Source organism: Aeromonas sp. 600774 (genome assembly GCF_049175075.1).
Taxonomy (GTDB): domain Bacteria; phylum Pseudomonadota; class Gammaproteobacteria; order Enterobacterales; family Aeromonadaceae; genus Aeromonas; species Aeromonas veronii_A.
The window spans coordinates 171,889-186,897 of record NZ_JAAKUJ010000003.1 but is presented as its reverse complement, the minus strand read 5'-3'; the positions used below and the strand labels follow the sequence as shown (position 1 = coordinate 186,897).

The 15,009-nt window shown below is 59.1% G+C and carries 13 protein-coding genes; 4 read left to right on the top strand and 9 right to left on the bottom strand.

The window, feature by feature from the left end; genetic code table 11:
• Positions 1-33: 33 nt before the first annotated feature.
• Together lysS and prfB are read right to left on the bottom strand one after the other, a co-directional pair.
• A complete protein-coding gene (gene lysS / locus G5171_RS05115) occupies positions 34-1,569 on the bottom strand; it encodes a lysine--tRNA ligase (protein WP_216975654.1) in 1,536 nt (511 codons plus the stop codon).
• Between the two features lie 16 nt (positions 1,570-1,585).
• Positions 1,586-2,684 (bottom strand): peptide chain release factor 2 gene (gene prfB, locus G5171_RS05110; RefSeq protein ID WP_100645262.1). Its coding sequence is split into 2 segments (ribosomal slippage): positions 1,586-2,608 and positions 2,610-2,684, totalling 1,098 coding nucleotides; the frame shifts between segments, so codons are not numbered across the junction.
• Positions 2,685-2,939: 255 nt separating this feature from the next.
• On the opposite strand from prfB, the gene G5171_RS05105 reads away from it, so the two are divergent.
• Positions 2,940-4,811, top strand: a complete 1,872-nt coding sequence (locus tag G5171_RS05105) for a methyl-accepting chemotaxis protein (RefSeq protein WP_421259937.1) — start codon at positions 2,940-2,942, stop codon at positions 4,809-4,811.
• Between the two features lie 249 nt (positions 4,812-5,060).
• Here the strand turns inward: G5171_RS05105 and gltS are convergent, their stop codons facing one another.
• The gene (gltS, locus tag G5171_RS05100; protein WP_216978165.1) at positions 5,061-6,260 is read right to left on the bottom strand and encodes a sodium/glutamate symporter; all 1,200 of its coding nucleotides are present in this window, start codon (positions 6,258-6,260) and stop codon (positions 5,061-5,063) included.
• A gap of 402 nt (positions 6,261-6,662) precedes the next feature.
• Here gltS and ansA point away from each other — a divergent pair, with 402 nt between their 5' ends.
• Positions 6,663-7,718 carry an asparaginase gene (ansA, locus tag G5171_RS05095; protein WP_216980274.1) on the top strand — a complete coding sequence of 352 codons (1,056 nt, stop codon included), beginning with the start codon at positions 6,663-6,665 and terminating at the stop codon, positions 7,716-7,718.
• Between the two features lie 249 nt (positions 7,719-7,967).
• Here ansA and G5171_RS05090 read toward each other — a convergent pair whose 3' ends face one another.
• Complete coding sequence (locus tag G5171_RS05090) at positions 7,968-8,261, bottom strand: YeaC family protein (protein WP_042061025.1); 294 nt, start codon at positions 8,259-8,261, stop codon at positions 7,968-7,970.
• A gap of 62 nt (positions 8,262-8,323) precedes the next feature.
• Positions 8,324-9,757 (bottom strand): glyceraldehyde-3-phosphate dehydrogenase, encoded by a 1,434-nt coding sequence (locus tag G5171_RS05085; RefSeq protein WP_216978166.1) that lies wholly within the window; start codon positions 9,755-9,757, stop codon positions 8,324-8,326.
• 211 nt (positions 9,758-9,968) lie between these two features.
• On the opposite strand from G5171_RS05085, the gene G5171_RS05080 reads away from it, so the two are divergent.
• Complete coding sequence (locus tag G5171_RS05080; RefSeq protein ID WP_421259917.1) at positions 9,969-10,769, top strand: DUF2989 domain-containing protein; 801 nt, start codon at positions 9,969-9,971, stop codon at positions 10,767-10,769.
• Between the two features lie 7 nt (positions 10,770-10,776).
• Positions 10,777-11,340 (top strand): NUDIX hydrolase, encoded by a 564-nt coding sequence (locus tag G5171_RS05075; RefSeq protein ID WP_421259916.1) that lies wholly within the window; start codon positions 10,777-10,779, stop codon positions 11,338-11,340.
• 105 nt (positions 11,341-11,445) lie between these two features.
• Here the strand turns inward: G5171_RS05075 and lipA are convergent, their stop codons facing one another.
• The 4 genes from lipA to G5171_RS05055 form a co-directional block, all read right to left on the bottom strand.
• Positions 11,446-12,411: a lipoyl synthase gene (lipA, locus tag G5171_RS05070; RefSeq protein WP_139740976.1), complete on the bottom strand. Its 966-nt coding sequence runs from the start codon at positions 12,409-12,411 to the stop codon at positions 11,446-11,448.
• Positions 12,408-13,085 (bottom strand): lipoyl(octanoyl) transferase LipB, encoded by a 678-nt coding sequence (gene lipB / locus G5171_RS05065; protein WP_421259915.1) that lies wholly within the window; start codon positions 13,083-13,085, stop codon positions 12,408-12,410. The genes lipA and lipB overlap by 4 nt, the downstream gene beginning before the upstream one ends.
• A 62-nt stretch (positions 13,086-13,147) precedes the next feature.
• Positions 13,148-13,411, bottom strand: coding sequence for a DUF493 family protein YbeD (gene ybeD, locus G5171_RS05060; RefSeq protein ID WP_005348100.1), 264 nt, complete (start codon positions 13,409-13,411; stop codon positions 13,148-13,150).
• Positions 13,412-13,703: 292 nt separating this feature from the next.
• On the bottom strand, positions 13,704-14,900 hold the full coding sequence (locus G5171_RS05055) for a D-alanyl-D-alanine carboxypeptidase family protein (RefSeq protein WP_216953014.1): 1,197 nt from the start codon (positions 14,898-14,900) through the stop codon (positions 13,704-13,706).
• Positions 14,901-15,009 lie beyond the last annotated feature (109 nt).

Below are 15,009 nucleotides of genomic sequence, written 5' to 3'. Positions count from 1 at the left end.
AGCTGGCTTCTGTGGGCCTTACTTCTGCGGATCTTACTTTTGTGGACGTAAGGCCGGGAACAGAATGACGTCACGGATGGTGTGGCTGTTGGTGAACAGCATGACCAGACGGTCGATACCGATACCCTGACCGGCAGTCGGCGGCAGGCCGTGTTCCAGTGCGGTGACGAAGTCGGCGTCGTAGAACATGGCTTCGTCGTCGCCTGCTTCTTTCTGATCAACCTGATCCTGGAAGCGCTTGGCCTGGTCTTCTGCATCGTTCAGCTCGGAGAAGCCGTTGGCCAGCTCGCGGCCACCGATGAAGAATTCGAAGCGGTCGGTTACGTCCGGGTTCACGTCGTTGCGACGAGCCAGCGGAGAAACGGCTGCCGGGTACTCGGTGATGAAGGTCGGTTGCAGCAGCATGTGCTCCACGGTCTCTTCGAAGATCGCGGTGATCACGTGGCCCAGCTCCCAGCCCTTCATCAGCTCGATGTGCAGACGCTTGGCAACGGCCTTGGCGCTCTCGAGGGTCGCCAGATCGTCCAGAGTTACATCCGGGTTGAACTTCAGGATGGACTCGACCATGGTGAGGCGCTGGAACGGCTGACCGAAATCGATGGTCAGACCCTCTTCACCCTCTTTGGCGTAACGGATCTTGGTGTCGCCCAGAATGTCCTGTGCCAAGGTGCGCAGCAGCTCTTCGGTCAGGTCCATCAGATCGATGTAGTCGGCGTAGGCCATGTAGAACTCGATCATGGTGAACTCGGGGTTGTGACGAACCGAGATACCTTCGTTACGGAAGTTGCGGTTGATCTCGTAGACACGCTCGAAACCACCGACCACCAGACGCTTCAGGTAGAGCTCCGGAGCGATACGCAGGTACATGTCGATGTCCAGCGCATTGTGGTGAGTGACGAACGGACGTGCGGAGGCACCACCCGGGATGACTTGCATCATCGGGGTTTCCACTTCCATGAAGCGCTTTTCGTTGAAGAACTTGCGGATACCGGCAACCACCTGGGTGCGGATCATGAAGGTCTTGCGGGACTCTTCGTTGGCGATCAGATCCAGGTAGCGCTGGCGGCAGCGAGCTTCCTGGTCGGTCAGGCCTTTGTGCTTCTCGGGCAGCGGACGCAGTGCCTTGGTCAGCAGGCGGATATCGGAAACGTGAACGGAGAGCTCACCGGTCTGGGTCTTGAACAGGGTACCTTCGACACCCACGATGTCGCCCAGATCCCACTTCTTGAACTGCTCGTTGTAGAAACCTTCCGGCAGGTCGTCACGGGTGACGTAGACCTGGATCTTGCCGGCCATGTCCTGCAGGGTGGCGAAAGAAGCCTTGCCCATGATCCGGCGGGTCATGATGCGACCGGCAATCTTCACCCGTTTACCCAGGCTCGTCAGCTCCTCGGCGCTTTTGTCGTCGAACTCTGCGTGCAGATCGCCAGAGAGGCTGTCGCGACGGAAGTCGTTGGGGAAAGGATTACCCTGGGCGCGCAGGGCGGCCAGCTTGGAACGACGCTCGGTCATCTCGTTGTTGAGTTCGAGAGTGTGGTCGACTTCCGGAGTGATGGTTTGTTCAGACATGGTGATTCCTGCTTGTTTACAGACCTGATTTCAGGCTGGCTTCGATAAACTTGTCCAAGTCACCGTCGAGCACCGATTGGGTATTACGGGTTTCGACGCCGGTGCGCAGATCCTTGATACGGGAGTCATCCAGCACATAGGAACGGATCTGGCTGCCCCAACCGATATCAGACTTGGTCTCTTCCAGGGCTTGTTTCTCAGCGTTCTGCTTCTGAATTTCCAGCTCGTAGAGCTTGGCTTTCAGCTGCTTCATACACTGGTCTTTGTTTTTGTGCTGGGAACGGTCGTTCTGGCACTGTACCACGACACCGGTCGGAACGTGGGTAATACGCACCGCGGATTCGGTTCGGTTAACGTGCTGACCACCGGCACCGGAGGCGCGGTAGACGTCGATCCGCAGATCCGCCGGGTTGATCTCGATATCGATATCGTCGTCGATCTCGGGGTAGACGAACACAGAACAGAAGGAGGTGTGACGGCGGCCACCGGAATCGAACGGGGACTTGCGAACCAGACGGTGAACGCCGGTTTCGGTACGCAGCCAGCCGAACGCATATTCGCCGGTGAACTTGATGGTGGCGGATTTGATACCGGCCACGTCGCCTTCGGAGCATTCAATCAGCTCGGGCTTGTAGCCGTGGGCGTCGCCCCAGCGCAGGTACATGCGCAGTACCATGTTGGCCCAATCCTGTGCTTCGGTACCACCGGAGCCGGATTGAATATCGATATAGCAGTCGGAGCCGTCGTGCTGGCCGGAGAACATGCGGCGGAACTCGAGGTCCACCAGCTTGGCTTCCAGTTGCTCGGATTCGGCGATAGCTTCGTTGAAGGTCTCTTCGTCTTCCCCTTCCACGGCCAGGCTCACCAGCATCTCGACGTCATCCACGCCCTGGGTCAGGGTGTCGATGGTGCCGACCACGTTTTCCAGCGCGACGCGCTCTTTGCCCAGCGCCTGTGCGCGCTCGGGTTCATTCCATACATCCGGCTGTTCCAGCTCGGCGTTGACCTCTTCTAGACGCTCTTTCTTGGCGTCATAGTCAAAGGTACCCCCTAAGAAGCTCGGTCCGCTCAGACAGCTCCTTAAGTTTATTTAATACGGGATTAACTTCGAACATCGTGAAAACTCTCAGGGTCGATGTGATTTAAAAATGGGATATTCTAGCCAATTGTGGAAGGAATAAACAGGGTTGCCTTGGCTTGTGCGGCTCATGCCGTCAATTTCTGGTGTACTTTTCTCCACCTCGGCAGAAAATATCGCCTGCCGACCCATTTTCGGCTTCAGTTTTGGCCATTCGGGCCGCTAATGACTACGTAGTGTTGTGCACTTTTAGGGAAAAACCCGCTCCTCACCTCAATAAGAAGAACGCATGATGAAAAACCTGTCACTCAAGCAGAAGATACTGTTGTCAGTGGTGATCGCCCTTTCGCTGGTGATCTCGTTGCTCTCCTGGCAGAGCTATAGCAGCCAGAAGAGTCTGTTGCTGCAAGGCAGTCAGGAGCAGTTGCAGCGGTTAGGCACCCAGCAGGCCGAGCGTGTCAGCGACTGGCTCGCAGCCCGTCGCGACGTCATTCAGGCGCTCGGCAACAAGGCAGGTGCCGACCCCCTCAATGCCTTGCAACAGGCACAAGTTTCCGGCCGTTTCCAGCTTACCTATTTCGGTGAGAGCAGCGGCAAGATGAATGACTCCGATCCCTCCATCAACCGCGATGGCTACGACCCGCGCTCCCGTGGCTGGTATCAGGAAGCGATGGGCAAGGGCGGCCTGATTGTCACCAAGCCCTATCTCGATGTGGCCTACAACATCATGGTGGTCACTCTGGCCCAGCCGGTATCCGGCGGGGTAGTAGGTGGTGACCTCTCCATCGCCTCGCTGGTGGAAGACGTGACCAAGATGCAACTGCCTGCCGACGGTTTTGCCATCATGATGCACAAGGATGGCACCATCATCGCCTACAAGGATGCGGCCAAGGCGATGAAACCGGCGATCGAGATCGACAACGATCTGACCAACACGCTGATCGAGCAGAGCAAGTCGAGCAGGGAGCTGGTTCCGGCCTACTTCGACAGCGAAGGGCGTGACAAGCTGCTGTGGGCGGTCGATATCCCCGACACGGATTGGGAACTGGTGCTGGTGCTGGACAAGGCCGCACTGGAAGCGCCGCTCTCCTCCTTGCTGATGACCCAGCTGGGGATGGCGCTGCTGGTGCTGGTGGGCAGTATTCTCGCCATCTCCTGGTTGGTCAGCATGCTGCTTGGCCCGCTCAGCAAGGTCTCCCAGGCCCTGGCCCGCATAGCCGATGGTAACGGCGATCTGACCCAGCGCATCAAGATCGATGCCAACGATGAAGTGGGCCAGCTGGCCAACAGCTTCAACCGCTTCGTCGGCAGCCAGCACCAGCTGATCGCCAATATCCGCCAGCTGGCCAACGAGTTGAACGCCGATGCCGAGCGCAGTCTGGTGACCAACCAGGCCGCCGTGGACGAGCTGCAGCGTCAGCAGCAGGAGGTGACCATGGTCGCCACTGCGGTCACCGAGATGGCGAGCGCCACCATGGAGATCGCTGGCAATGCCGAGAATACCGCCGCCGCTGCCCAGCAATCTGCCCAGAGCAGTGAACAGGGCAAGATGCTGGTCAACAAGACCCGCCAGTCCATCAATGGTCTGGCTGAAGAAGTGGGACAGGCGACCGAAGTGATCGGCGAGCTGAGCCGCCACGCGCAGGCCATCACCAGCATCCTCTCCACCATTCAGGGGATTGCCGAGCAGACCAACCTGCTGGCACTGAACGCGGCCATCGAAGCGGCTCGTGCCGGTGAGCAGGGCCGTGGTTTTGCGGTGGTGGCTGACGAGGTGCGGGTGCTGTCGCGCCGTACCCAGGACTCCACCCAGCAGATCCAGTCCACCATCGAGACCCTGCAGCAGACCACCGCCCGTGCGGTGAGCCTGATGCAGACTAGTCAGAGTTTGGCAGATAACAGTGTGCAGGATGCCGATGCCGCCGCTGCCGCGCTGGAGGAGATCACCCAGGCAGTGTCGCTCATCTCCGACATGGCAGGCCAGATCGCTACGGCGGCTGAGGAGCAGACCCAGGTGACCGGAGAGATCACCCAGAACACCACCGCCATCAAGGATGTGAGTGACGAGATCACCGCCGCCGCCATGCGTGATCTGGATCAGGCCCAGAGCCTCAAGGGGCGAGCTACTGACCTGAACCAGCAGGTGTCGACCTTTATTCTGTAAAGTCCGGTTTTAGGCAGTCATCAACAAGCCCCGCACTCGGCCGAGTGCGGGGCTTGTTGTTACCCGGAATATGATGGAGCCTGTCTGTATGGTTGGTTTGGTTGGTACCTTCATGCCTGTGTGGTGCCATTGCCCAGCAAAGAGGCCACAGACGGAAGACTTAGCCAGTAAACAAGATGACGAGTCCAGTAAACAAAAAGCGCCCACCGATTGGTGGGCGCATTTGTATTTACGTCTGACTACAGGGAATTACAAGAAGGGCAGTGCCAGGAATAGCTTGATCACCATGGCGTTAATGATGTCGATAAAGAAGGCGCCCACCATGGGCACCACCAGAAACGCCAGATGGGAGGGACCAAAGCGCTGGGTGATGGCCTGCATATTGGCAATGGCTGTCGGGGTTGCTCCCAGACCGAAGCCGCAGTGGCCCGCTGCCAGTACGGCCGCATCATAGTTGCTGCCCATCACCCTGAACGTAACGAAGATGGCGTAGAGTGCCATCGCTACGGTCTGGGCGGCCAGCAGGATAAAGATGGGGAGCGCCAGGTTGGCCAGATCCCACAATCGCAGACTCATCAAGGCCATGGCGAGGAATAGTGACAGGCTGACGTTGCCGAGCAGGGAGACCTCGCGGTCGCTCACCTCGTGCCAGTTCAGCAGGGTCAGCACATTGCGCAGCAGTACGCCGACGAACAGCACGCAGACGAACACTGGTAGTTCGAAAGCGCCACCTTTCAGGTAGGCGGAGAGTATCTCGCCTCCCTTGAGACTGATGGCAATCAGCGCCAGCGTCTCGATGACGCTGAAGGTGGTGAGGGGCCGCTCCATGTCCGGCATCTCGAAGCCTTGAGGTGCGCCATCCCGGTTGTGCTCCTCACCGGGCACCTGCACCTTTTTCACCAGATAGCGGGCCACCGGGCCGCCGATCAACCCCCCCAGTACCAGGCCGAAGGTGGCACAGGCGATGGCCAGTTCGGCGGCGGATTGCACACCGTACTTCTCGGTGAAGGTGGCGCCCCAGGCAGCCCCGGTACCGTGACCGCCGGAGAGGGTGATGGAACCGGCCAGCAGCCCCATGTGGGGATCCAGGCCAAGCAGAGTCGCCAGACCCACGCCCAGGCTGTTCTGTACCAGCAGCAGACCGGTAACTACCAGCAGAAAGGTGAGTACCGCTTTGCCGCCGCGCTTGAGGCTGGCGAGATCGGCAGAGAGACCAATGGAGGCAAAAAACGCCAGCATCAGCGGTGTCTGCAGGCTGGTATCGAATTGCAGCTCCATCTGCAGGGTGGAGCGTAGCAGCAGTAGCACCAGCGCGACCACCAGACCACCGGCAACCGGTTTAGGGATGTTGAAGGTTCGAAGCAGCCCGACACGAGTGACTAGCACTCGGCCAAGCAGTAATACCAGAGTGGCAGCGACCAGTGTTGCGTAGGAATCAAGTTGTATCATTCAGTACTCCCATGTTGATTGGCTGTGCCTTCTGTTGGTGAAGACTCACAGATTCAGCCGGGATAAAAACAGTGTGGCTTATAGGCCAACTTTAAGAAGGGGAGAGTGCTCCCCGCCCCATGAAAATAGGGCCAGTGCGGGCCTGAAATATTCAGGCATCCAGATGATATTTACGAAAAATCGGGCGAATAGTAGCAAAAAACGTCGTTTGGTGCCAACTTTGTCGTATTAATGTTCGCCTGGGTGCCTTATTGTGAAATTTAATACCATGGTGGTGGTGAGTGAAAAAGCCAAAAAGAGGGTAGGGAACGGCTGTCATTTAGGGTGTCAGTCTCTATAATTCGCCGGTTTCCGCTGCGCGCAGAGGAGCTGGCGGGTGTTGACATTGTGGTTCACCCCGATATGGCTCCTGTGCCGGCGGTGTTCACTTCATCAAGAGGAGAGGGTGTGAAGAAGAAGTCCATCTATATCGCCTACACAGGCGGCACCATTGGGATGCAGCGTTCCGAGCACGGCTACGTGCCGATGGCTGGCTTTATGGAAGACTGTCTGGCGCGGATGCCCGAGTTCCACCGCCCCGAGATGCCGGATTACCATATCCACGAATATGCGCCCCTCATTGACTCTTCCGACATGACCCCGGCGGACTGGCAGCGTATCGCTGAAGATATTCGCGACAACTACGACAAGTACGATGGCTTTGTGATCCTGCACGGCACCGACACCATGTCGTTCACCGCCTCGGCGCTCTCCTTCATGCTCGAAGATCTGCACAAACCGGTCATCATTACCGGCTCCCAGATCCCGCTCGCCGAGCTGCGATCCGACGGTCAGCAGAACCTGCTCAACGCCCTCTATATTGCGGCCAACTACCCGATCCACGAGGTGACGCTGTTCTTTAACAATCAGCTCTATCGCGGCAACCGCAGCAAGAAGGTGCACGCCGACGGCTTCCACGCCTTCGACTCCCCCAACTATCCGCCGCTGCTCAATGCCGGGATCGCCATCTCGCTGGAGGCGGGCGAACTGGGTGTGCCGTCCGAGCGGCCGCTGGTACTGCACGACATCACCCCTCAGCCCATTGGCGTGGTGACCCTCTATCCGGGGATCTCCAGCGAGGTGATCGCCAATATCCTGCAACAGCCGGTGAAGGCGCTGATCCTGCTGTCGTTCGGAGTGGGCAATGCGCCGCAGAATCCGGCCATGCTGGCACTGCTCTCCGAGGCATCGGCCCGCGGCGTTATCATCGTCAACCTGAGCCAGTGCCTGCACGGCAAGGTCAATATGGGTGGCTACGCCACTGGCAATGCCCTGTCGCGGGCCGGGGTCATTTCGGGCTTTGACATGACCGCCGAGGCTGCACTCACCAAGCTCCATTTCCTGCTGAGCCAGAACTTGCCTTCCCACCGCATTCGCGAGTTGATGCAGCAGTCCCTGCGTGGGGAGCTGACTCCCTGAGAAACTGTCCACGATCTTACTGCGAAGCCGCGATCAAGGCTCATGTGCTGCTCGCGTGTTTGTGAACCAGAGGCTCACGTATATCTATACGCTCCGCTTCCTGCGCTGCTCTTCACCTTGCTGACGTCTTCTCGCTACAGGTCGTGAACAGCTTCTGACCTCCCCACCATGGGGAGAGTGGAAAAAGAGGGGAGCCATTATGGCTCCCCTCTCTGTTGTGGCCGCTGCGAGCGGCCTACCGGGTCAGGTTCAATGGTTAAGGTCGACCCGCACTATCTCTTCCTCATCGCGATACTGACGCTTGAGCTCGCTCTTGCTCTTCATCACGATCTCGCCATCACGACCGATATTCATGTGCTCCGGATTGTCGAGATGCATCGCCTGCCAGGCCATCACGGCTTGCAGGGAGGTGGCCTTCTGCTCGTCGGTGAGGGGCTTGCCATCGGGCCACTTGCCCAGCTCGACTGCGGTTTTGAGCCGCTCGTACACCTCTTGTGGCATCTGCCTGATTGCTTGCAAAAACTCACCCTGTTGAAACGACATCCGGCCTCTCCTTGAACTATTGAGCTATAAGCTGCGGGATCTGACGGGCAGATCCTGACGGGCTATGCAGGCAGATCCTGGCGGACTACGCCAGCCATCTGTTCCATCACCCGCACTACCTGACAACTGTACCCGAACTCGTTGTCATACCATACGTAGAGCACGCAGTGATCCCCCTCGGCGATGGTCGCCTGGGAGTCGACGATGCCCGCATAACGGGAACCCACCATGTCGGAGGAGACCAGCTCGGTGCTGGCACTGAAGTCGATCTGGCGATGGAGGGCTGAGCTTAGCGCCATCTGCTGCAGATAAGCGTTGAGGCTCTCCCGATCGGTGGCCTGCTCCAGCGACAGATTGATGATGGCCAGCGACACGTTGGGAGTCGGTACCCGGATGGCGTTGCCGGTCAGCTTGCCCTTGAGTTCGGGCAGCGCCTTGGCCACCGCCTTGGCGGCGCCGGTGCTGGTCATCACCATATTGAGGGCCGCGCTGCGACCGCGGCGCTCGCCTTTGTGGTAGTTGTCGATGAGGTTCTGATCGTTGGTGTAGGAGTGGACCGTCTCCACGTGGCCGTGGCGGATGCCGTACTTGTCCTGCATCACCTTGAGCACCGGGGTGATAGCGTTGGTGGTGCAGGAGGCGGAGGAGATGATCCTGTCACCCGGGCCTATCACCTCATGGTTGACCCCGAACACCACGTTTTTCATCTCCCCCTTGCCGGGAGCTGTCAGCAGCACCTTGCCGGCACCGCGCGCTTTCAGGTGCTCGGAGAGGCCTGCTTCGTCACGCCAGACGCCGGTGTTGTCGACGATCAGCGCATCGTGAATGCCGTAGGCGGTGTAGTCGATGTCGGCCGGGCTATTGGCGTAGATCACCTGAATGAAGGTGCCGTTGGCGATGATGGCGCTGCGCTCCACATCCACCTCGATGGAGCCGTTGAAGGGACCGTGCACCGAGTCGCGGCGCAGCAGGCTGGCACGTTTCTCCAGATCCCCGTCGCGACCGCCACGCACCACGATGGCGCGCAGGCGCAGCGGATTGGCGGCGCCGGTACGCTCGATCAGCAGGCGGGCCAGCAGGCGACCGATACGGCCAAAGCCGTAGAGCACCACGTCGGTCGGCTGCGGCATCTGGCTGCGGCCAAGGGCAGGTGCCAGTCGCGCTTGCAGATAGTCCTCGATCCCCGCCTCATCCTGATGATCCTGCCAGTAGCCGACTGCCAGCTTGCCAAGGTCTACCTCGGCAGCGGTGGGTTTGAGGGCAACGATGGCCTGAAGCAGGGGGAAGCTTTGCTGGATGGGAAGGGGAGCGCCCTGGTGGCGGCGGACGACCCGGTGGGCCTTTAGGATATCGATGGTGGAGGCGTTTTGCAGCGGGCGGCCGTAGAGGGTGATCTCGACCCCTTGTTGTCGGTAGAGGCGACCAATCAAGGGTTGCATGGCTTCGGCGAGCTCCTGGCTCTCCTGCCACGCTTGCAAGTAGTGCTCGTGGGTCATTGACCAGATCCTTTATTTCACGTTGTTGGTGTAAATAGAAAATTCGTCGAATGCAGATCAGTGTAGGGGTCTATATTTCGTTATATTATTCTGCAATCGCGGCCTTATATGGCGCGCGCATTGTAATGGATATGTAACCGGTTTGCTAGCCGGTGATGGCCGACAGAGGCTTCAGTTGTTACCAACCCGCGTTACCAACAAGATGTGAATCATGGCCAATTTCCCCCTGCGACAGACCTTCATCATGCTTTCAGTCGGCCTTGCCGTAGCTGGCTGCAATGACGATCGGATCCACAATATCTGCAGCAACCATGCCGAGCTCTGTCAGGATCTGGTGGACGATGGCTGGTGTCGCTACGAGCGTACCGATGTGATCCGCAGCCGCTTCTATCTCAAGGAGGAGGGAACGGATCGGCGCAAGTACGAGCTGATGCGCAACCTTGAGCGCTATCTTAAGTGTGCCGAGCGCTCTACCAACATCGAGTATAAGAATGCCCGCGAGCAGAAGAGCCCACGGGTGGAGGGGATGTTGGCGGCTGGCGAACAGCTGGCCCAGCTCGATGTGGCCACCCGCAACTCGCAGGATCCCTACTTGCTGCTCTGGCACTGGACCAACAACACCAACGAGCTGGCCCGTCAGCAGTTCATGGCACTGGAAGGTAACAAGGTGCTCGACGAACCGGAACTTCAGCTGGCCCTTGGCGGAGCCTACGCCAAGAGCGACCCCGAGAAAGCTATTTCCATCATGCATCACGGCCTCTCCCTCTATCGGGAAGGTGACAAGATAAACAGCCGCATGTTCACCTCCCTCAGTACCCTCTATATGGGTCAGAAACAGTATGGGCTGGCCTATCTGTGGGGCAAGGTGAGCGAGTCGTTTCAGGATAGCCCCGAGGTCTCAGCCAAGCGTTTTGGCATCTACCACACCCTGAGCAAGACAGAGCAGGATGGCTACGATGTGCGGGCTGCCGAAATTGTCGAGCAGCTCAAGCATGGCAACTACCGGCCCTGAGGCAGTGATGACGATGTTCTCCCCGGCCAGCTGCTGGCCCGCACCTTTTTCCCTCTCGTTTGTCCATGGCGAGGTGATCACCGATGGCCATACCCTGGAACGCCTTACGGTACGTGCCGTAGTACTCCGTGGCGACGAGTTGCTGCTGGTTCACTCCCGGGTCAACGGTGATCTGATGTTTCCTGGCGGCGGCGTAGAAGCGGGGGAAAACCACCATGTGGCGCTGGCCCGCGAGCTGAAGGAGGAGTGCGGTGCCGAGTTGCTGGAAGTAGGGACCCTGCTTGGCGAGACCCGGGAATACCGCGCCGCCCGCGAGCCGGGGTTCGATGCCTACTGCATCCGCTCGCTCTACTACTTGTGCCGGATTGGTGATCAACTGGTGGAGCCACAGCCACAGCCCTACGAGATCCGCCTTGGCTTCGTGCCCGGCTGGTTTGCCCTCGACGAAGCGCTGCAAACCAACAAGACCCAGCTGGCGGGACCCTGTCCCCAGTGGACGGCGCGAGAGACCCGGGTGCTAGCCCAGCTGCAACGCTGGCATCAACAGGGGAGCTTCGACCACGGCTACTGAAGTAGATCAAGCCGCGACGGTCAGTGATACCAACAAAAAGAGCGCCAATAGGCGCTCTTTTTAATTGAGATGGAGGCGGTTATTTGGCCTCTCTGTCGTGCGAGGTTACTTGACCTCTTCGCCCTTGGCTTGCAGATCCGCGTGATAGGAGGAGCGCACGAAAGGACCGCAGGCGGCGTGGGTAAAGCCCAGCTCCATGGCGACATCTTTCAGCTCGTCAAACTCTGCTGGCGGCACGTAGCGCTTGACCGGCAGGTGGTGGCGGCTTGGCTGCAGATACTGACCCAGGGTCAGCATGTTGACGCCGTGAGCGCGTAGATCCTTGAGCACCTCGACGATCTCTTCGTTGGTCTCGCCAAGGCCCATCATCAGACCGGACTTGGTCGGTACATGGGGGTGCATCTCCTTGATACGGCGCAGCAGCTCCAGCGACCACTTGTAGTCGGCACCCGGGCGAGCGACGCGATACATGCGCGGCGCAGTTTCCAGGTTGTGATTGAAGACGTCCGGCGGCGTTTCGCGGAACACCTCAAGGGCCTGCTCCATCCGGCCACGGAAGTCCGGGGTCAGGATCTCGATGCGGGTCTGCGGGCTGTGCTCGCGGATCTCGCGGATGCAGTCGGCGAAGTGCTGGGCACCGCCGTCGCGCAGATCGTCGCGGTCCACCGAGGTGATCACCACATACTTGAGGTTCATCTCCTTGATGGTCAGCGCCAGCTTCTTCGGTTCTTCCGGATCGAGTGCCAGCGGGCGGCCGTGGGCCACGTCGCAGAAGGGGCAGCGACGGGTGCAGATCGCGCCCATGATCATGAAGGTGGCCGTGCCGTGGTTGAAACACTCCGCCAGGTTGGGGCAGGAAGCCTCTTCACAGACCGAGTGCAGCTTGTTCTTGCGCAAGGTGCTCTTGATGTGTTCGATCTTCTGGCTGGAAGGGGGGAGTTTGATCCGCATCCAGTCCGGCTTGCGAAGGATTTCTTCGTTGGGATCCGGCATGAATTTCACCGGGATCAGGGCCATCTTGTCGCCATCGCGCAGCTTGACGCCCGGCTCCATACGAACGGGTTTGCTCATGATTCACTCTCGGTGTTTGTTATTGTCTGATAGCCAATCAGGCTGGCCAGTTCGGCCACCAGAATGGATTGCGCCTCGGCCACGCTCTGCGGGCCGCCCAGGGCGCTGGTCTGGGTCATGGCCATGCCCGCATAGCCGCACGGATTGATGTGCAGGAAGGGGGTCATGTCCATGTTGATGTTGAGGGCCAGCCCGTGGAACGAGCAACCCTTGCGGATGCGCAGTCCCAGCGAGGCCAGTTTGGCCTCCATGCCAAGGTCATTTTTCACATAGACCCCGGGGGCATCTGCCTTGGCATAGGCCTGGATATCGCTTTTGGCCAGGGTGTTGATGATGGCTGTTTCCAGCGCGGTCACCAGCTCGCGCACCGAGAATTTGCAGCGGCGCACATCCACCAGTACGTAGAGCACCAACTGGCCCGGGCCGTGATAGGTCACCTGACCGCCGCGATCGCTCTGCACCACCGGGATATTGCCCGGATTGAGCAGGTGTTCGGCCTTGCCGGCCTGGCCCTGGGTGTAGACGGGGTCGTGTTCGACCACCCAGAACTCGTCCGGGGTGTCGCTGGAGCGGTTGTCAGTGAAGGCTTTCATGGCGTCCCATACCGGCTGGTAGGGGCGGCGACCCAGCTGCCTGACTATCAGGCTGGACTGGGCGGGGATCTGGGATGACATGGTGTCCTCGTGGCGTGCTGCGGCCAAAAACAGTCGCCCCGCAGAACGGGGCGAGAGAGAAATTACAGTACGTATTTCACCAGCTCGATCTTGCCAAGCGCAGTGTACATCGCTTCGATGTGCTCTTTGCTCTGGGCTGTCACGGTCACGCGAACCGAGTGATAGTTGCCCTTGGAGCTGGGCTGGACGGTCGGGCTGTAGGTGCCCGGAGCATGCTGCTGCAACACTTCAACCACCATATCCGGCAACGCAGGATCCGCGATGCCGAGTACCTTGAACGGGAATTTGCAGGGAAACTCCAGCAGTTCATCAAACTTGGTATTCATTTACTCACCTTTTTCGTCATCAGCATGATGACTTCATCTTGGATGGCTAGTGGCCGATGGCCCGTGGAGGCCGCCATTTCAAGTCTGTATGGGTGCGGCTAAACCCTATATGGGCGCCGTACACTCCGGGATCAAGGCCGGGAGCGGTCAGACAAGGATGGAAGTGCTGCTTTTTACCACAAATCAGGGTAAGGCGGAACCTGCAGTTTACAGGGTTATTCACTGCCTTTGCCCGGCGCAGACAGCAGCGGCGCCTGTTGGCGCCGCTGTTCGGTGAGGATTGTGCGTCGGATTACTTGAACCAGCTGGTGACCAGCAGTACCAGGTAGTCCCACAGACGGCTCATCAAGCCACCTTCTTGCACCTCTTCCAGGGCGACCAGTGGTACCTGCTTGATCTCTTTGTCACCCTGCTTCAGGAACACGGTACCAACGCGCTGACCCTTGGCCAACGGGGCTTTCAGCTCGCTGTCGAGCTGGAAGTCTGCCTTGAGGTTGTTGCCCTGACCGCGAGTGACCAGCACGGAGACATCTTTGTCGACGCCCAGTTTCACTTCAGACTTGTCGCCCATCCAGATCTTCTGGGTGACCAGCTCGGTGCCTGCCTTGTATGGAGTCAGGCTTTGGAAGAAGCGGAAGCCGTAGGTGAGCAGTTTCTTGCTCTCGGCGGCGCGGGAGGCTTCGCTGCTGGCGCCCAGTACCACGGCGATCAGGCGCATGCCTTCGTTGTTGGTGGCAGAGGAGACCAGGTTATAGCCGACCTGGCTGACGTGGCCGGTCTTGATGCCATCCACTTGCAGGGATTGATCCCACAGCAGGCGGTTGCGGTTGTGCTGGGTGATACCGTTGAAGACGAAGGATTTCTGGGAGTAGATCTTGTACTCCTCCGGCTGATCATGGATCAGTGCCTGACCCAGGCGGGCCATATCACGGGCTGTACTGTAGTGACCCTCTTCATCCAGACCGTGGGGGTTCTTGAACTGGGTGTCCTTCATGCCGAGCTTGGCGGCCCAGGCATTCATCAGGCTGGCGAAGGAGTCGGTACTGCCGGCCAGATGTTCGGCCATGGCGACGCAGGCATCGTTGCCGGACTGGATGATGATGCCCTTGTTCAGGTCATCGACAGAGACCTGCTTGCCCACCTCGATAAACATCTTGGAGGAGTCTGAGTAGTTCTTGGACCAGGCGTTCTGGCTGATGGTCACCATGTCGGTGCCCTTGATGTTCCCCTTGTGCAGCTCGTCGCCAACGATGTAGGAGGTCATCATCTTGGTCAGGCTGGCAGGGGGCAGACGCTCGTCGGCGTTCTGCTCGGCCAGCACCTGACCGGAGTAGTAGTCGATCAGGATATGGGCCTTGGCGGAGATCTCCGGCGCGGCGGGAACCACCACTGGGTTGGCGTTCGGCGTGGGTGTCGGCACCGGCGTATTGGCCTGAGCGGTTACGCTGATCAGTGAGGCCAGAAGAACTGAACGGGCAAATTTGGACATCTTGAAATTCCTGCGAGCCAGATGGGGATAAAATGCGGGCCTAACTATACCAGATGCGCCCGCAGGTTATAGTCCGACATGGCGATCATGACTGGTTTTTTATCCATCA